Source organism: Blautia sp. SC05B48 (assembly GCF_005848555.1).
Classification (GTDB): Bacteria; Bacillota; Clostridia; order Lachnospirales; family Lachnospiraceae; genus Blautia_A.
Genome location: NZ_CP040518.1, coordinates 114,378 through 133,698 on the forward strand (window position 1 = coordinate 114,378; position 19,321 = coordinate 133,698).

Annotated in this window: 11 protein-coding genes; all 11 read right to left on the bottom strand. The window is 45.0% G+C overall.

The features are described 5' to 3' along the window. Positions 1-80: 80 nt before the first annotated feature. Complete coding sequence (locus EYS05_RS00510; RefSeq protein ID WP_138276336.1) at positions 81-4,550, bottom strand: FIVAR domain-containing protein; 4,470 nt, start codon at positions 4,548-4,550, stop codon at positions 81-83. Positions 4,551-4,813: 263 nt separating this feature from the next. Continuing rightward, positions 4,814-5,647 carry a hypothetical protein gene (locus tag EYS05_RS00515; RefSeq protein WP_118513693.1) on the bottom strand — a complete coding sequence of 278 codons (834 nt, stop codon included), beginning with the start codon at positions 5,645-5,647 and terminating at the stop codon, positions 4,814-4,816. A 191-nt stretch (positions 5,648-5,838) separates the two neighbouring features. Continuing rightward, positions 5,839-7,002 (bottom strand): RNA-guided endonuclease InsQ/TnpB family protein, encoded by a 1,164-nt coding sequence (locus tag EYS05_RS00520; RefSeq protein WP_138276337.1) that lies wholly within the window; start codon positions 7,000-7,002, stop codon positions 5,839-5,841. Continuing rightward, positions 6,932-7,588 carry an IS607 family transposase gene (locus EYS05_RS00525; RefSeq protein ID WP_174235856.1) on the bottom strand — a complete coding sequence of 219 codons (657 nt, stop codon included), beginning with the start codon at positions 7,586-7,588 and terminating at the stop codon, positions 6,932-6,934. The genes EYS05_RS00520 and EYS05_RS00525 overlap by 71 nt, the downstream gene beginning before the upstream one ends. Positions 7,589-7,677: 89 nt before the next feature. Then, complete coding sequence (locus tag EYS05_RS00530; RefSeq protein WP_138276339.1) at positions 7,678-8,511, bottom strand: metal-dependent transcriptional regulator; 834 nt, start codon at positions 8,509-8,511, stop codon at positions 7,678-7,680. A 153-nt stretch (positions 8,512-8,664) separates the two neighbouring features. Next, the gene (locus tag EYS05_RS00535; protein WP_138276340.1) at positions 8,665-10,368 is read right to left on the bottom strand and encodes an AAA family ATPase; all 1,704 of its coding nucleotides are present in this window, start codon (positions 10,366-10,368) and stop codon (positions 8,665-8,667) included. 45 nt (positions 10,369-10,413) lie between these two features. Beyond that, positions 10,414-10,824, bottom strand: coding sequence for an HI0074 family nucleotidyltransferase substrate-binding subunit (locus EYS05_RS00540; RefSeq protein WP_138276341.1), 411 nt, complete (start codon positions 10,822-10,824; stop codon positions 10,414-10,416). 295 nt (positions 10,825-11,119) lie between these two features. Continuing rightward, positions 11,120-13,366: a DNA gyrase/topoisomerase IV subunit A gene (locus EYS05_RS00545; protein ID WP_138276342.1), complete on the bottom strand. Its 2,247-nt coding sequence runs from the start codon at positions 13,364-13,366 to the stop codon at positions 11,120-11,122. Between the two features lie 120 nt (positions 13,367-13,486). Further along, on the bottom strand, positions 13,487-15,412 hold the full coding sequence (locus EYS05_RS00550; protein WP_110102015.1) for a DNA gyrase/topoisomerase IV subunit B: 1,926 nt from the start codon (positions 15,410-15,412) through the stop codon (positions 13,487-13,489). Positions 15,413-15,698: 286 nt separating this feature from the next. Beyond that, positions 15,699-17,603, bottom strand: a complete 1,905-nt coding sequence (locus EYS05_RS00555; protein WP_227752287.1) for a GGDEF domain-containing protein — start codon at positions 17,601-17,603, stop codon at positions 15,699-15,701. Next, positions 17,590-19,269 carry a GGDEF domain-containing protein gene (locus tag EYS05_RS00560; RefSeq protein WP_138276343.1) on the bottom strand — a complete coding sequence of 560 codons (1,680 nt, stop codon included), beginning with the start codon at positions 19,267-19,269 and terminating at the stop codon, positions 17,590-17,592. Before EYS05_RS00560 ends, EYS05_RS00555 begins: the two co-directional genes overlap by 14 nt. Between the last annotated feature and the right edge of the window lie 52 nt (positions 19,270-19,321).

Consider the following 19,321-nt stretch of genomic DNA (forward strand, 5'->3'; position numbering starts at 1 on the left):
TGACAAAATCCCCCGGCTTTCAGGAGAAAAAGCCGGGGGATTTCACATAAGTGGAATCTGTTGATCCGAAGATCCGTAAATTATTTAACTCTTACAGTTACGGTTACAGTTCTGCTTCCTGCAGTGTAGTTGCCTTTTGCTGCAGACTTGATCTGAACTTTTACTCTGTAAGTGCCTTTCTTGAGGCCTTTCTTAACTGTGAGCTTGCCGGTCTTGCTGTTTACGGAAACTGCACTGGATCCGGAAAGTTTCTTGTAAGTTAAAGTACCTTTGCTGTTTACAGAAGTGCCAAGTGTGAATACCTGTGCTCTCTTCTTAAGAGTGTTGTAAGAAAGGTTCTTGGTTCCGATCTTTGTTTTGATGGTCGGAGCTTTCTTGGCGATCTTGATAGTCAGTACTTTGGCTGTTGCTGCTTTATAAGTGCTGGTTGCTTTTGCGTTGATGGTGATCTTTACAGTACCGGCAGCTTTGATGGTAACTTTACCTTTTCTGTCTACAGTTGCGATCTTTGTGTTGGAAGACTTGTAAGTTAAAGTAGTCTTCGCTTTTGCTCCAAGGGAGAATGCCTTGTCACCGTATTTCTTGGAAACCACATTTTTGGTGTTCTTTACAGAAACGGTGATGGACTGTGTTTTCAGCTTGACAAGTTTTGCCTTGGCATCGGTAAGAGCCTTGGTTGCTGCTGTTACCTCTGTATCGGAGAAATCTTCACCATTCAGGACTGTCTCTGCGGCTGTGATGGCTGCTTTGTATGTCTTGTAGGATGCTGCGGTGTAGTCTGCTGCTTTTACCTTTTTGGCTGCTGTGATGGCAGATTTCAGAGCGTTGATAGAAGTCTCTGTAGCTACCGGCTGAAGAGCGGTTACTGCATCGTTGAATGCTTTGATCTGCTCTTCTGTGATATCCTCATCGATTGTTCCATCCAGTGTGTCATAGAGATCTTTTGCTGCCTTGTAGCTTGCCTTGGTGTAAGCAGAAGCATCCAGAGCTTCAAAAGCTCTCATGTTTTTACCAAGATTTGTAGATGCTACTGAGAAAGAACCATCTTCGTTCTTGGTAATTGTATACTGGGCAGCTCTTACTGTATTTTCAAGAAGGGCCTGTCCATCTACAGCATTTCCGTCTTCATCCTGCGCTCCAAATGTCCATGTACTATCCTGAACATATGCAGCGCCGGAACCTATTGCCGGATTAATTACTGTTGTTCCAATAATTTTAGTACCATTGATAACGTATAATTTACCAATAGAAACATACTGAAGCACTGGTGTTTCACAAGTTACATTATCAAGAATCAGGCCAGAGTCAAAATTCTGCTGAGAAGTAAATGCCCATCCATTAGCCACCAATTTTCCACTCTTATCTGCAGAACTGTCAATCACACGGCAAGTTCCACTAAAAGAAACCATTCCCTGTGCAAGTGTCAGTGTATGTCCATTCAGATCCAGTGTCATATTCTTGTAGTTTGTTTCAGAACTTGTGCTGATATCTTTGTTCAGTTTTACTGTCTGTCCTTCACCGGCAAAAGAAACGATCAGGTCTGCTTTATCCTCTCCCAGTTTCTCTGCTTCACTGCCATCTGCATTGTAGATGGTTGCTACCGGATCTGCAACAGTTCCATCCAGATCATCTACCAGTGTATAATATCCGGCATAATCACCTTCTGTTACTTCTCCCAGTTTTTTATTTGCAGGAGTTTTGTATGAATTATTATTTACAAGCTTATTCGCACTCTTGAAATAACCACCTTCGATTACTACCGGTGCTCCAGACGAATTGATTGCATAGCCTCTCTTACCTTCAGAAGTGTAAACACCGCTTTTGATTGTTACAGTTCCTGTTCCGTATGATTTAACAGCTGCTCCACGGGAGTCATTAGTTGAAACATCCATGTTTTCCAGTGTAACATCACCATTACCACTAAAGGTTATACCATTGCTGATTTTATCAGCTCTGACCGTGAGTTCATCTGCTTTAATAGTAACACTACCACTTACTGTATTACCGGTAAATGTTGCAACACCACCTTCATTACTATACTGACTATAGCTCCACAGTGTTGAATTTGTAACCGAAACTTTTTCTCCCACACAGGAGGAAACTTCCATTCCCTTATCAGATGTACAATTATCTACTGTCACATCAATTCCGTTGGACATATTACTAAAATATACATTATTATTACTTGTAGTATTGCCTACAGCTTGTAATGTATTAACCAGTGCACAGTTTTTCAGTGATACCGCAACACGAGGAAGTCCAGCCAGATAATTCAGTGAATTATAAGACATTGCATTTCCAATCTGTCCGTCAATCGTAACACCTTCTGCAGACAAGGATCCCTTTTCTACAGTAATGGAAGCACTGGAATTCGTATTGCTTACATATTTCTCACGGGTGAGCTTACCTGTTTTTTCCGTACTGCTGTCGATGATCGTTACATCACCTTTGATACGGATCAGGTTGTCTGCCTGGTTCAGTGCATGACCATTGAGATCCAAGGTACCGCCACGGATGATCAAGTCATCACTGAGAGTCACATCTGCATCCAGTTTTACAGTACTTCCTGCTTTCATGTTCTCAAGCTGTGTCTGTACATCCGGTGCGATCTCGTAAGTTTTTTCTACGGTAGAAGTTGCACTTGTATCATCGCTTACTTTCTTTACATTATTCCAGTCAAGGCCAATGCAGGCATCCTGATAAACGCCCATGATCTCAATGTGCATACGGGTTGCAACTACGTTCTGTTTCAGATCCGGCACAGTAAAGCTAATCTTGGTCGGTTTTCTCTTTCCTCCAAGGATACCCAATTTATCTACATGTGCTTTATAACGGGCACCTTTAGCAGAATTTGCAGTTCCATTGAGGAAATCCTGAGTATTTTCATAAATGGACCAGTCATCTGCACCACCGGACTGTGCAGATCCCAAAGCATCAGAAGTAACTGCTCCTAAACCAGTTGTAAGAGTTGCAGTTCCATCTTCATGGATTACCAGAGTTGCATCTCCTGTGAAGCATCCGGATGCCATGGATGTATGTTTCATGTAATCTTTGGTTGTATACTGCTGTGTAGCATCAATATGTCCTGCATTCAGAAGATTGATCGGAAGGCTGTAGGTTCCAGGTGTGAGTTTCTTTACGAAATCTCCACGTCCAACTGTCACTTCCATGGAAACTGCTATCAGTTTATCCATTGCTGTTTCCAGTTCATTGGCAGCACCTTTTACCTCATCTTTACTTCCACGATTGTCAATGACATCTTTTGCTCTCTGAATCACAGTTGCAAGGCCTGCCTCTTTCCAGCTGTCTTCCGTATAATCTTCCTCTTTCAGTGCCTCTGCTTCTGTAAGCTTCTGTAATAATACTGTTGTATCGTAAGCTTTTACCAGACGTCCTATCGGAGTGTTCAGAAAACTTTTCTTGCTTGCAAGAACCTTTTCTGTCTCACGGCCATTGATTGCTGTTTCCGCATTTGTGATCGAAGTCTGAAGATTTTTCCACCACTGCTGTACACTTTCTACAGTATAATCTGTTTCTACCATTGCTTTTGCCTGGTCAAGAAGTGCCAGAAGTTCTGCCGGGTCACCAGCTGCTTCAAGTTTGCTTACTACATCTGCCAGTGCAGTATTCGCCGCATCCACAGCCTCCTGAGATTCTTTTTTCTCCAGTGCTGCTTTGGCTGCTGTCTTAGCTGCATCAATGGCATCCTTATTTCCGTCCCAGGATGCCTTGGTGTATGCCATCTCATCAAGGGCATCTGCCTGTGCGATGGTTGCCTCCAGTGCGGATGTGTCTACTGCTGCGGCATCCTTCTCTGCGTTTGCATAATCAGCTTTCAGAAATGCATCCTGTGTTCTTCCTGCTGCCATAGTCATGGTTACATATACGCCGTCCTGGGCTTTATCCGGGATTGCGAATGTAATGCTGTTTACATTTCCGTCTTTATCGGTTGTATACTCTGCTGCTGTCGCTTCCGTTCCTACAGCTCCCTTGTATACCTTCCAGTCTGTTGCATAAACAGTCTGTCCCATCATGGTGATGGCCTGGATCGGTACGGTCAGTTTAGCGCTTCCGTCTTCTGCTACTACCAGAGTTCCTTTTCCTGCGATGCAGGCGTTTGCCATGGATGCTGCTGTGGTATCGTCTGCCTTCATCATGGATACCGTTACTTCGTAGCTGCCTTTTTCCAGATTGGTGTTTGTGCTTCCAAAACCAGTCTGTACCGTACCGGTAAGTTCAGCTGCCGGGCTCTCCTGTACCAGCGCCGCATCACTTTCTCCGTCAGAGAAGCCGTCCTCGACAGCAAGCTCAGCCTCTGCTGCGTCTTCTGTCTCTCCCTGCTCTGCATTCTCGTCGGTAGCAAGTGTCACGTCCTCTGTCTCATCGCCAGCTGCTTCCTGTACTTCTTCTGCAGCTTCCTCTGCAATGTCTGCGGAAGCTTCATCCTGGAAATCCACTTCTGCCGCAGATACCGGCACGATGGATGTTGTTGCAATCAAGGCTGCCATCGTACAGGATGACAGGCGAAGCCATAAATTCTTTCTTCTCATTTCTTTCCTCCTTATGTGGTAAGGTGTCGCACACCCTTCTTTTAAGCAGGCCAGGGCACATTCTCTCCTGTTACCCATGTCTAACTCTCTGCTGTCATTTAATCACAAGTGTTAGTTTGGGTCAACTATTTTTTCGTTTTCCGTTCCCTGCGGGAACCATTTATATTTTTCAAAAATCCCGTAAACATGGGCATTTCCGGATTTTTGGCACAAAAAAAAGCCGATTTTTTTTCATTTCGGCTTTTAATCGGTCTGATTATTTTCTACAGCCAGAACATCAGAAGTGCGGTGCTCTCCGGCATATGGGCTTTGCCTACGCTGCAGGTAACGGTGATGGAGACCATTCCCTTTACGTTTCCCAGGTGGGTCTTCATGAAGCGGCAGGCACTTAGGGGAATGCGAACTTTGCCCTCCCGGATGGCGGCTTCGTAGAGCTGGCCCTGGTCTACGTATTTCAGGGATGAGAGCCTTCCCCGCATATCTGCCCCGTCGATCCGGGAATGGGCGTGCATCTCACGGGTGGTCAATTCCAGCCAGCTTCCTCGGGTATTGTTCCGGATGCAGGCCAGATGCTCGAACCCGTTGTTTGCCATGGAAAGCTTCGTTGTGCCTTCTGTGTTCAGCTGATAAATGGCAATTCCTACTTCGAAGCGGCCTTTTTCCAGCACATGATCCAGATAATAGAGGCTTCCTTTTTCTGCATTTGTCTGGTTTCGGGATTCCTTTACCTGGCCGGAATTTCTGGTCATTGTCATGAGAAGGCTGTAATCTACGTTCTCAATGAGCTGTCTTGTTTTTTCGGGGATCTCGGATGCCGCGATCCCGATCCGTTCCAGATAGGCGCCGACTTCTTTCAGGATCCTCTGGTATGTTTTCAGTGCGCGGGTACCCTTTTCGGTAAATTCATAGCCTTCACTCAGGTATCCTGCACCAATGCATTCTTTAAAAAAGCGGCTTACCGGGCCATGGCTGACTCCGCAGGTATCGGCGATCAGCGCCACGCTGCCTCGTTTTTTGCCTATTTTTGCCAGTTCTGTCAGATAGCGAATCTGCAGCATGGATGGATGGAGCAGTCCTTCAGTGTTTTCTTTTTCCATAAGCTTCCTGCCACTCAAAATGTGATTAAACATACTCACATCGAGATAATGCAGATTCTCACGAATACCGCTTACTGTTTCTTTGTGTATGCTTTTGAGTAACCGGAGTTATCTCTACTCACAGATCCTAAGTACACTCCACAGTCGTTAATTCCCGAAATAGCCTTCGGTACATACTTACGTTTGCGGGATCATGCAACTTCGTAAGTCTCTGCATCTCTCAGATTCAGTGCTGCATTGAGATCTCTGTCCTCAATATATCCACATGTGCATCTGTAGATCCTGTCTGAAAGTTTCAGATCTTTTTTTATACAGCTGCAGCAGTGGCAGATCCTGGAAGATGGATACCATCGGTCAACTACCCTCAGTTCGATTCCATTTTCAGCACATTTTGTTTTCAATTTTGTCCGGAATTCATAGAATTTCTGGGACGCAACTGCTTTTGAGAGATGCCGGTTCTTCATCATCCCGGATATGTTCAGATCCTCAATCGTTATATGAGACGGCTTGGTTTTCACTATCTCAGATATTACCTTGTTGATATGATCTGTACGGATATTTTCTATCCGATGATGAAGTTTCTGTACTTTAAGCTTTTGTTTGCATATATTTGCTCTTTGAGTGAACTCTCCTTTCTTTAAATCCTCATATTTGCGGGAAAGCTTTCGCTGTGCCCGTCTTAATTGTTTCTCAAGTTTTCTGATCCGTGCTGTTTTATTGATATTTCTGTATACAGTTCCATTTGACACAACTGCAAAGTCTTTCAGCCCCAGATCGATTCCGATCCCATCAGTGAGATTTCCATCTGCTTCCGGAGCAGGTATATCGACAAGTGCAGACACATAATATCTGCCTGCTTTCATGGAAACTGCCCCGCTTCGGATCACATATCCATCCTTAGAGGTCGGAATGTAACCTTTTTCTTTCAGCCTTACCCAGCCAAGTGTTGGGATCTTGATCCTGTGACGTTCACAGAGACAGTCTTTGGGATTATTCTTTACAAAATACATTTTTACATCAGATCTTCCTTTTTTCTTATATCTCGGGAAACTACTCTGATGATGAAAAAATCTTGAAAAAGCGGTACAGGCATTTTCGATTGCATTCTTTACCGATTTGGAACTGACTTCTCTGATCCAGAAATATTCCGGATGCCTTGGAAGGTATTCATTGTTCAGCCATACACTGAACGACTTGCCGCTCATAAATCTTTCACCGGCATCATAACGTTCTTTATTATGAAACAGGTAGAAATTATAAATATATCTGCATGTGCTGATTGTCTTATGTATTTTGATCTTCTGCTCTTCTGTAGGATCGATCTCTGTCTTGAAGCTCTTCAGCAATCTCCTCATCCTTTTCTATCTGTTTTTTATACTTACGAAGTCCATATAATCTACAGGAAAACACATGAAGGATGGAAATAATATCCTGTACAAGTTCTTCCTGTGGTGACAGTTCTTCATTGTTCACCACCAGTATCGTTGTGTGGAATCTCATGCAGAATCTTTCAAACCAGTCGTATCCAAAACGGATAAATCTGTCTTTATGCGTGATCACTATGGTTTTGACCTTCTGCTCCATGACTTCGTCCAGTAATCCATTCCATTTCTTGCGGTTATAATTAAGTCCGCTTCCATAGTCTTCAATGCACTGGTCTACGATCATTCCTCTGGCATTACAGAACTGACGCAGAAATGCTGTCTGATCTTGAAGATCATCCTTTTGGTTTTTGGTAGATACTCTTGCATAAATAACAACTTTTCGTTTATCATGTTCTATATTTATACCTTTAAATTGAAGATACTGGTCATATGTGTAATAACGCCTGTCTGTTGGAGTTCGGTTTGCTTTTAAGATTCCCTCTCTGTCCCATCTCTGAAGCGTTTTTACAGAAACACCTAATAATCCAGCAAAATCTTTTGGTTTATAATTTGTGATATTTGATGTGTTCATAATATACCTCCATAAGTATATTTAAACACATTTAATATCTTTTTACAATATATTTAGTTACTTATATCATCCTCCTACCAGATATGTACATCCAGCTCCCGGCTGTTCCACTCCATGGGGTTCTCTCCTTCTCTGGCAAATGCCACCAGGGCGGTTCCTTCTATGACCGGATCGTGATGCCGGAGAAAATATTGAAATACGCCAGTAGGGATCAGCGGGTTGCCGTCTTTTTCGGCAGCTTTCATCCAGCCGGTCTCCGGATCCCGGTACCAGAGATCCAGACGGTTCTTGGTCTGGTCTGTGCGGAGGAGTTCGAAGCAGCTGTCTTCTTCTTTTACGTGGAGGCTGATCTGTTCCCGGTAGTCTTTAAATTCTGTGGTCAGTCTTCTCGGGCAGGTTTTTTCCATGTAGTAGATGCCCATCATGAAGGTGTAGTCTCCCGGTTCGTAGTAATACCGGAGGTCTGTTTTTTTCATGACACGCTCAAAGGTGCTTCCGTAGTTGATGAAATTATGGATCTGCTGCACGGTCTCTTCGCTTGCCACATGTTCCATGCGGCAGGCGTCTTCTTCTGCAGTTTCGCTGTTTACGCCTACATACTCCAGAAACTGGGTGAAGGTTTCATGACGGTGGCGGCATTCTTCTCCGCGGATGCATCCCAGCTCTGTAAGACGGACGTAGGATTTGTTTTCTTCTGTTTTTACATAGCCCCGTGCGGAGAGCTGTTTCAGATAGGCCAGCACTTCCCGCCGGGTCATCTCCATCCGCCCGCAGATCTCCGGAATGGTGATCCGGGCGTCCTTTTTTGCAAGAGAACAGAGCTCTTCCAGCATGTCTTCCTCGGTTTCTCTTTTGGAAGAAGGCATGCTGTGGCCCAGTTCTTCTGTGAAATCCTGATCATTTTTCATGGTTTTTCTGTACTGAACTTTATTTGTATTTGCGGCTATGTTAGTTCAGGCTAATTGTTATTATAGGAGATGGGGAGGTTTTCTGTCAAGAGGGCAAAAAAATCCCCACCGCCCGGGGTTGGTTTGTACCTGGTCGGTGGGAATATATATTGCTTAATTATCTGTATCAACATCAGCAAGCATTACCCGGCATCTTTTTTTATAAAATGCAATCCCATATTTTAAAATATGTTCAACGCCTTCATCGAGAAGTTCTTCTTCGTACCGCCGCAGATTTATCTGCCGTAACGCTTCTCGGCAGGATTCATCCAGTTTTCCATCTTCCGCATATTTCAGTTCCAGAATAATGCCGGTTTCTCCATCATCCGTTTCTACCAGAATGTCACTGTAACCATCACCGGACTCTTTGTTAGAAGAAACGCTCCATGTATCCGCAAATCCCAGGATGCCAATCAGAATACCATGATAAAAATTCTCCTTCATCTGCCTTTTTACAAAGGTGTCACGAATACTGATGGTCTTTCTCAAATATTCTCCCAGCAGACGTTCCACACTCTTTGCGTCCCCGTTTCTCAGGGCCTGGCAAAAATTCCTCAGGGCTTCTCCGTTTTTGGGAACACTTTCTTTGAACAACTCCATGATCTGTGAAGTGAAGATTTTTCTGATCTCAACATTCGGGATCACCAACCGGAAGTTATCTCCGTCTGGCTTTCCCCTCTGGGTAAGATATCCCGTTGTGAACAGGACACTCCACAAATTATCAATGGAATCATACATATCTTTATATGTCAGTTCCTGATGGATTTCCTTCGTGATCGCCTCTCCTGCCACAAGATTTTCGATTTCCCGTCTGGTGGCTGCATGATCTGACTCCCGGATAAATCTTCGAACCGCCTCGTTACTGCTGGTGTTCAGCCAGTAATTCCTCGGCTGTGCATCCGGATCTGCTTTCAGAGTGTCACAGTAATTGATCACATCCCACGGGCAGTACACTCCGACATTTCCAAACTGATAACCATCATACCATTCTTTTACCTCATCATACCTGTCAGAAAAGCCGTAATAATCCAGCATATCCTTTACTTCCTGATCTGTGAAACCAAAGTATTCATCAAACTGTACGTCTGCCACAGACAGAACTTTAATATTGTTCAATCCTGTAAAAATACTTTCTTTTGAAATGCGCATACACCCGGTCAGTACCGCAAATTTCAGACTGTCATTTGTTTTCAGGGCATACTCAAACATATTTCGGATGAATATGACCATCTGATCATAATAGCCTCGCTCAAAAGCTTTTGCCAATGGCACATCGTACTCATCGATCAGCAGAATCACTTTGCATCCATGATGTTTTTCAAGAAGCTCAGACATAATTTTCAGGCTGCTGCATAAAAGATCCTCTCCCATATCTGCCTGCAGCAGAGAAGCAAACACTTTCTTTTCATAAGCGGTCAGACGTTCGCTTTCCAGAAGGTACTGAAAACGCCTCGCTTCACTCTGAATCACCTGCACCGCCATTGCACATGCCTTCTCGTAAGATTCCCCATTTATTCCTTTCAACGAAATTGACACTACCGGAAACTTTCCCATGTACTTCTCACAAATTTCCGTTTCCCCTGAGATTGCAAGTTTTTTAAATATTTCCTTATCTCCACCCGGTTCAAAGAAATATTTCAGCATACTCATATTCAAAGATTTTCCAAATCTGCGCGGGCGCGTAAAAAGATTTACTTTTGACCACTGCATCAGTAAATCCCTGATCAGATTCGTCTTATCCACATAATAAAACTCCTCTTTCTGCAGCTCTTCAAAATTTTCAATTCCTATAGGCAGCTTCTTTTTTTTCATTGTCATATGATCACGCTCCTGTTTGTCCTGTATCTTTCAGGATCACTGCTTTTACGTCCAGTCGCTCTCTGCTTCTGCCAGCTTCTCCTTCAATGTTTTCTCAAGAGCCACAAATGCCGGAATGAAGCTGTCACGGATGAGAAGGATCATCTCATCTACTTCCTGCTCATTATATATATGGACAGATGTGTTACGCTTTTTCAGCATGAGCAGCCACACTGCTGAATCGTTTACGAAGCCCAGCTTATAGCCAAGCTGCAGGATTTCTCTCGGTGAACCGGTGTCTGCTTCTTCTGCCCCGTGGAGCCGCAGGATCTCCTGAAGTGCTTTCCAGGCAAGGAAAAACGTCTGGTCAAACAGTCTCATCACACCCATTCTGTAAATATCATCGTAATCTGTCAGTCTGAAATCTGCATTTTTCAGTATCCTAAGGCGGGCAGAAAAATTATCAAGCTGTTTCATAAATCATCACTCCATATAAGCAAAACGCACCCGGATGCTGCTATAATTCCGGGTGTGCTCATATTTCTCAATATATCTGCTAAACCAAAGAATTATTGGTGGGTGTGCCCTTTCCCACATTTCTTTTGACCGCGAGGGTGTGTAGCAGCACAATCTCTACTTCAATAATTCTTTGGGTAAAGCCTTTATTGTCTATGCTAAGTATAACCTAATTATTCTTTTTTGTAAAGGCAATCTGCATCTGTTATCCTTCCGGAGCATATCAAAAATTATTTAACATCCGTATAAGCTTACATCAGATCCTCGGCTTCACGCCCTTCGTATCTCTCTTGGCCAGCTTCACTTTATTCAGTACATACGGCTTATCATGATACTCAATGGCATATTCCTGGCGGCTTTCCAGGAGATAGGCGTGGTGGATACGGTCTTCGCCGGTAAGCTTCATGCCTCGGACACCCAGGGCGTTTTTCTTGGTGACGGAGATCTCGGTTTTCAGGATACGGAGGAAGTAACCTTTCTCAGACTGGAACACAACCTGATCCATCTCGTCGGCTGCTCCTACGAATACAAGGCGGTCATCCTCCGCAAGCTTGGTGGAAACAATGGTACGCTTGGAAGCACGGAACTCTTCTCCTTTTACCAGCTTGCACATGCCGTTCTCTGTAACAAAGAGTACCGTGGAGGCTACTACCTGACTCAGCGGTGCCACATAGAGGATCTGCTCGGAAGTACTGTCATAATTACCCAGATTATCTGCCGGAACACCTTTATCACGGAAACGCACCAGCGGAATATCCTCTGCCTTCACTGTGTGGAGCTTGCCGGTATCTGTAAAGATACAGATCTTGTCCGTATTCATGCAGGTAAAGACATAACGGCTCTCTGCATGGGCGGCTTCTTTATTACGCTCGTAGGCATTCTTGTCAATGAGACGCATATATCCGAAACGATCCATCAGGAAGCAGACTTCGGTCTCTTCCATCTTCTTCTCCTCATAGACAGCTTCCTCTGCATTTTCAATGGAAGTCTTACGCTTACTGCCGTATTCCTTCTTAATCTGATCCAGTTCACCCATGATCACTGCTGCCATGGAGTCATAATTATTCAGGATATCCTCATAAGCAGCAATGTTCTTCATGGTTTCCTCATGCTCCCTCATCAGAGCATCGATCTCCAGTCCGATCAGCTTGTAAAGACGCATGTCCAGGATAGCTGTGGCCTGTTTCTCTGTGAATTTCAGGGATCTTGCCGCTTTTTCGGATGTCTTGGTCTTGAATTTAATCCCTTCTGTGATACCATCGGTCAGACATTTCTTTACCTGGTCGCGACTCTTGCTGCCACGGAGGATCTCAATGATCAGGTCAATGACATCACAGGCTTTGATAAGGCCTTCCTGAACCTCCCTTTTCTCCTGTTCCTTGGCAAGAAGGGTTGTATATTTTCTGGAATTTACTTCAAATACAAAGTCCACATGGTGAGCAATGATCTGCTTCAGTCCCAGTGTCTCCGGTCTTCCGTCTGCAACTGCCAGCATATTGACACCAAAGGTATCCTCCAGTCGGGTCTTCTTATAGAGCATGTTGGTAAGGTTCTCAACATCTGCGTCGCGCTTCAGTTCCAGAACGATACGGATTCCTTCTTTGGAGGACTGATTGGAAATATCCACGATATCTGTGGTCTTCTTGGTTTCTACCAGAGTTGCGATATCGTTTAAGAATTTTCCGATGTTGGCACCGATCATGGTATATGGGATCTCTGTGATCACCAGCTGCTGACGGCCGCCTTTTAATTTCTCCACTTCCACACGTCCACGGATACGGAGCTTGCCGGTTCCGGACTCGTAGATCTTTACAAGATCGTCCTTGTTTACCACGATGCCGCCGGTAGGAAAATCCGGTCCCTTGAGATAGCGCATCAGTCCTCTGGTGCTGATGTCGTTGTTCTTCATATATGCCTTCACCGCATCTACCACTTCACCCAGGTTGTGCGGCGGGATGCTGGTTGCCATACCAACGGCGATTCCGTCGGCTCCGTTTACAAGAAGGTTGGGAATACGCACCGGAAGTACTACCGGCTCCTTCTCTGTTTCATCAAAGTTCGGCATAAAGTCCACAACGTTCTTATCAAGATCTTCCAGAAAAACCTCCTGGGTCAGTTTCTCCAGGCGGGCCTCTGTGTATCGCATGGCTGCAGCTCCGTCGCCTTCAATAGAACCAAAATTTCCATGTCCGTCCACCAGTGTACGACCCTTTTTAAATTCCTGCGCCATGACTACAAGCGCATCATAAATGGAGCTATCACCGTGGGGATGATATTTACCCATGGTATCTCCTACAATACGGGCACATTTACGGTACGGGCGGTCGTAGCGGATGCCCAGCTCATACATATCGTAAAGGGTACGGCGCTGTACCGGCTTCAGTCCGTCACGTACATCCGGCAGCGCTCTGGAAATGATAACGCTCATGGCGTAATCGATATATGATTTCTGCATGATCTCCGCATAGTCAGTGCGGATGATATTGTCCTGTTTCGTATTCATTGTTCAATTCTCCCAATCTAATTCCGGGTTACAATTCTCGGTTTTTCTGTGACCTTCGCTCACAAAAACCACCTCGCAGAATATTCCCTATGAACAGTAACAAATCCTGCTCATTATCTATCAGATATCCAGTTCCGCATCTGTCGCGTGCTCATAAATGAATGCCTTACGCGGCGGAACATCGCTTCCCATCAGGATCTCTGTCACATCGGAGGCCATGCGGGCATCTTCGATCTCCACACGCTTCATCATTCTTGTCTCAGGGTTCAGGGTAGTCTCCCAGAGCTGCTGGGCGTCCATCTCACCGAGACCTTTGTATCTCTGGAGTGTGAAGCTTCCTGGTTTATGACTCTTACGGTATTTCTCAAGGGCCTTATCATCGTAGAGATATTCCTCCTGTCCCTTCTTCGGCATTACCTTATAAAGAGGTGGCATGGCAATATACACATGTCCCTCATAGATAAGCTCCGGCATAAAACGGTAAAACAAAGTCAGAAGCAGAGTAGAGATATGAGCACCATCCACATCCGCATCGGCCATGATCACGATCTTGTCATAGCGAAGCTTCGTGATATCAAAATCATTTCCGTAGCCCTCGGAAAAACCGCAGCCAAAGGCATTGATCATAGTCTTGATCTCTGCGTTGGCCAGCACCTTGTCGATGGTAGCCTTCTCTACGTTGAGGATCTTACCGCGGATTGGAAGGATTGCCTGATAGTTACGGTCTCTGGCTGTCTTGGCCGAACCGCCGGCGGAATCTCCCTCTACGATAAAGATCTCACACTGTGACGGATCCTTCTTCTCACAGTTGGCCAGCTTGCCGTTGGAATCAAAAGAATATTTCTGTTTGGTAAGAAGGTTTGTTTTGGCACGCTCCTCGGTCTTACGGATCTTGGCCGCTTTTTCCGCACAGGAAAGGACGGTCTTCAGTATTTCCAGATTTCGGTCAAAAAACAGTACCAGCTGTTCTCCTGCCACCTTGCCGGTGGCTCTGGATGCGTCCTGGTTGTCCAGCTTGGTCTTGGTCTGTCCCTCAAATCGGGGTGCCGGATGCTTGATGGAGACTACAGCAGTCATTCCGTTTCGGATATCTGCACCTGTAAAATTGGGGTCTTTATCCTTCAGTACACCGATTTCACGTGCGTAGGTGTTCATTACCGTTGTAAAGGTAGTCTTAAATCCGGTCAGATGAGTTCCTCCCTCTGCATTGTAGATATTATTGCAGAATCCCAGAACATTCTCACGGAACTCATTGGTAAACTGAAAAGCAACTTCCACCTGGATCCCGTCTGCCTCTCCTTTAAAATAAACCGGATCATGGAGAGGCTGTGCATTCTTGTTAAGGTCACGGATAAAGCCTACGATTCCCTCCGGTTCATGATACTCGATATCCTCAGGAGTATCCCCTCTTCGATCCTCAAAATGGATGGTAAGCTCCGGATTCAGATAGGCAGTCTCATGGAGACGGCTCTTTACATCCGCTGCTCCGAATCTTGTTTTCTCAAAAATCTCCGGATCCGGAAGGAAATTCACACAAGTTCCAGTACCTCTGGTCTTCCCTAATTTGGGGAGAAGTCCTGCTTCCAGTTCAATGGTAGGGATTCCTCTCTCATAGTGGTCATGATGTATATAACCATCACGGCTGATCTTAATATCCAGATACGTAGATAATGCGTTCACTACGGAAGAACCTACACCATGAAGTCCGCCGCTTGTCTTATATGCGGAATTGTCAAACTTACCGCCTGCATGAAGAGTTGTAAAAACAAGACGCTCCGCAGATATTCCCTTGGCATGCATATCCACCGGGATCCCTCGTCCATTATCTTCTACTGTACAGGAACCGTCCTTCTCAAGAACTACATGGATACGGCTGCAGTACCCTGCAAGGTGCTCATCCACCGCATTGTCTACGATCTCATATATCAGATGGTTCAGTCCCTTTCTGGATACGCTTCCGATATACATACCGGGGCGCTTTCGCACGGCCTCGAGGCCCTCCAGGACAGAGATACTGCCCGCATCATAAGTGTCTTTTTTTGCCATTCCACTGATTCCTTTCTTTTTATATTCGAACGTTTGTTTGTATTATACTCAAAATATATGTACTTGTAAAGTCCACATGATCATCTTTTCTCTGCAATTTTTCCAAAAGATACTCGTGGCAGTTCAAGGAACCGGTCTTCCGAAAAATCGCTTTCTTCAGCCGCCACAGCCTATCTATTCTATCAAAAGTATCTGTAAACTTCAAGCAATTTGTGTCTGTCAGAATACAACAGGCGGAAAACCCTGCTTTTTATGGAAGCATGTTTTCCGCCTGTTTCTGATCATTTCAGGAAATTTTTTCCAGAAGCTTCTCCTCGCACAGGGGCCTGGAAAAATAATATCCCTGTATCATATCCACGCCCCATTTTTCCAGAAGTTTTACCTCCTTTTCGGTCTCAGCACCTTCTGCGATCACCTTATATCCCATATGCTGCAGGATCATGACAATGCTGCGATAAAAAGTAGCCGTCTGAGGATCGCTGCTGATCCCGGACAGAAGAGAACGGTCCATTTTTACCGCTGAAAACGGAATGCGAAGAACTGCGTTCAGATTTGCATAACCGGAACCGAAATCATCCAGGCACATGTGGATCCCCACTTCTGCAAAATCATCAATGGCTGTGCAGAAGCTTTCGCTGTATTCGGTTGCCACGTTTTCCGTGATCTCAAACTGAAAATATCCCGGATCTAATCCATACTCCTGTATGATCCCGATAAGCACGTGGCTGTATCCGGGTTTCATCAGTTCGGAAGGAGAAAGATTGAATTTCACATTCCGGATCTTCTTCATGATATATTCATGTTCTTTTATAAAACGGCAGACCTTGTGAAGCTGAAGACATCCCACTGCAGAGATCATTCCCTGTTTTTCCGCGATCCCGATAAACACATCCGGCGGAATCATTCCCAGAACAGGATGTTTCAGCCGGCTCAGTGCCTCCAGAGTAATAAAATCCTTGTTTTTTATGGAATATACCGGCTGATAATATACCTCGAACAGATCCTCTTTCACCGCTTTCTGAAGAAAATGCTCCACTTCCTGCTCATAGCGGAAGCCCTCCAGGATCTTGCTGTCCGACTGGATCAGGACCGTATCCTGCCGGTTCTGTATCAGAGATATCATATATTCGATATAAGAAAGAATACTATCCTCTTTTTCCAGTTTTTCCGCATTCATGATCCCGCAGATCGCGGCATGGAACGACACCTTTTCGTTTTCGATAAAAAACGGCTTTTTCAGAAATTCTTCTATTCCGTCTCTGGCTTTTTCATAATCTGTCAGCGAGTCCAGCACTGCCAGAAAGCAATTGCCTGTGATACGAAAGATCTGCACCGAATCCGTGATCTCCCGGAACCCCTTCGCCGCCCGGATCAGCAGCTGATCTCCCACTCTGGTCCCGTAGATCCTGTTGATCTGCTTCATATTGCAGGCATCCACAGCAAGCAGATGAAAGCTTTCTTTTCGATAGAGCTTTTCTCCGATCCATTTGTCAAAATACTGTTTGTCAAATAAACCTGTCATACTGTCCGTATATTCACCCGGATTGTTCATGGTAAGATAGATCAGCCAAAGTCCTACAGAAAGCCCGAAACCGGTAAGCAGTATTCTTTCCGTGGCAATCTGGAGAAACAGGCAGGCTGCTTCGATAAACCAAAATCTCCATATGGTGCGCCGTGTTTCTTTTTTTGCTGTTTTTCCATAACGGAACATAAATGCAACGATCACCAGCATAAAAAAGAATACATATCCATAGATCAGAAAATGAAAACTTCCCCGGATAAATCTACCTTCCTGGTTAAAATAAAAAAGCCATCCCGTCCGTAAGTTTGCTGTAACTGCCAGCAGCATTGCAGCCGGCAGGACCACCCAGCAGGTTTTCAGCCATTTATATTTCTCCTTTTGTCTTCCGGTGACGATCCGAATGTAGCAGAAAAGCCCGTAAGTAAGTATGACATCACAGAAATAATAGAGAGTCAGGACCAGCGCTGAACCTCTGCAGCCTTCACTGCTGCCGCCTCCTGCGATTACCGCACTCAGCATATCCAACACCACGTAAACGCCGCTGAAAACCAGAAAACATACAAAATTCCTGTTTTCCGCATTGTTCAGTCTTTTATGAGAAAAATAATGTATTGCGATCATCGTCACCAGAACAAGGGATGTAATCTGAAAACAGTTAATATACTCCATTTTTCAAATCCCCCTTCTTTTTGTTCTCATAAAGCTTCCTGTCTGCCTCATATTTCCATTCTCCCATGGATTTCAGAGAGCCATCCTTATTTCGCAGATGGCTGCCTCCCAGGGACAACGAAAAACGATGCCTGCATCCTCTCCCGATATTCCGGAGCTCTTCTCTCAGGCGTTCCGGCCAGAATTCGTCCGGTACTTCCGGATCATAGACCAGAACCGCAAATTCATCCCCGCCGATGCGGTAGCAGGTTCCTTTTTCCCGGAAAACGTTCTCCACACATCTGGCAGAGCTCACCACCATCTCGTCTCCTGCAGCCCGTCCGTACTCTTCGTTGATCACGCGAAGCTGATCGATATCGATATACATAAGAAGGATATCCCGGTATCTGCCCATATCTGCGGAAATACTTTCCAATTTTTTCTCAAAATTAACTCTCGTCTCAAGTCCTGTCAGCCCATCCTCTCTGGACAGTCGTTCGTAAGCCTGGGATTCCAGACGGTAACGAACGTTATCTGTCATCAGCATGACTGCGTCTGCAATGACAAGCACAAGAAACACAAGATTTCCCAGTTCAAAAATAGATCCATAGTAGGAAATCTCGAACAGCCAGTACAGGATCAGTGCTATGATACCGCTTGCTCCCACGACGATATATGCAATGAGAAGCAGACGTATCTCACGCTGTTTATGCTTCCGGTACTCCCGGATCAGAAGTACCGCTGATATCAGGACCCACACAACCAGCAGAATATGCGTCACAAACAGCATATCCTTAAATTCAAAGGCTCCCAGGATCACCAGGACTCCCTGTAAAGCAGCATTCAGATAAAATGTAAAGATTCCAAGATCCAGGATCCTGTATTTTTTCATGTTTCCGATGTTCTGCAAAAAACGCAGCATCGGAATTGCCAGCAGCATGAACATATAAAAAGAAATGAGACATAATGCTTCGGGGCATCTGCTGTAGCTCTGTGCCAGTGATGAGTCCGTCACCAGCCAGATACTGCACATCATAAGGAACAGTGCCACATCTCGGAACCGACTGTCCGGCATCTGCCTTATTCTCATATAGATGCAGATACACAGAGCGATCATACTTAATACGATCATGATCGTTGCCGCCCCTAAAGGAATGGCTGCTTTTCTGATCTGATACCAGGCTATTGCACTTCCGGTTCCTATGCATACCGGTTCTATAACATATTTTCCTCTCTGAGGCGCAGAATAGCTAAACGTCAGGACTTTTCCCTCTGTGTCATTACCCAAAGCGGCGATGCACTGCACCTTGGAACGCATCTGCACATTTTTGGAAAACATGGCCTCCTTATATTCATACAGGATCTTTCCATTCAGGCGTATCACCAGATCGTACTGGGCTCCTGTAGAAACCACGGTCATTCCTCTGCTTTCCGCTCCCAGACTTTCATTGTACAGGATCAGCTTTTCGCCTGTTTTTGCCGGAATTTCCGCAGGCAGGGTGATCTCCTGTTTTTTTCCGTCTTTTATGTAGTACCAACCTTTGTTAAGAAACTGTACACTGTCCTGATGCTGGATCAGCCCCCCTGTGTGGGTCGCTGCAAAGATCGCGCCAAAAACCAGCAGCACCACACCAAAAAGAACGGCTTCTACCTTCCATATCAAATTTTTCTTTTTTCTGTCATCCATACTCTTCCTCTTTATATTTTTTATTCCATTCCGTTTTGTACCTATCATATCA

Bases quoted from the DNA above. Each gene is read 5' to 3' on its own strand.
- EYS05_RS00510 (WP_138276336.1), bottom strand. From the start codon at position 4,550: ATGAGAAGAAAGAATTTATGGCTTCGCCTGTCATCCTGTACGATGGCA.
- EYS05_RS00515 (WP_118513693.1), bottom strand. From the start codon at position 5,647: ATGGAAAAAGAAAACACTGAAGGACTGCTCCATCCATCCATGCTGCAG.
- EYS05_RS00520 (WP_138276337.1), bottom strand. From the start codon at position 7,002: ATGAGGAGATTGCTGAAGAGCTTCAAGACAGAGATCGATCCTACAGAA.
- EYS05_RS00530 (WP_138276339.1), bottom strand. From the start codon at position 8,511: ATGAAAAATGATCAGGATTTCACAGAAGAACTGGGCCACAGCATGCCT.
- EYS05_RS00535 (WP_138276340.1), bottom strand. From the start codon at position 10,368: ATGACAATGAAAAAAAAGAAGCTGCCTATAGGAATTGAAAATTTTGAA.
- EYS05_RS00540 (WP_138276341.1), bottom strand. From the start codon at position 10,824: ATGAAACAGCTTGATAATTTTTCTGCCCGCCTTAGGATACTGAAAAAT.
- EYS05_RS00545 (WP_138276342.1), bottom strand. From the start codon at position 13,366: ATGAATACGAAACAGGACAATATCATCCGCACTGACTATGCGGAGATC.
- EYS05_RS00550 (WP_110102015.1), bottom strand. From the start codon at position 15,412: ATGGCAAAAAAAGACACTTATGATGCGGGCAGTATCTCTGTCCTGGAG.
- EYS05_RS00555 (WP_227752287.1), bottom strand. From the start codon at position 17,603: ATGGAGTATATTAACTGTTTTCAGATTACATCCCTTGTTCTGGTGACG.
- EYS05_RS00560 (WP_138276343.1), bottom strand. From the start codon at position 19,269: ATGGATGACAGAAAAAAGAAAAATTTGATATGGAAGGTAGAAGCCGTT.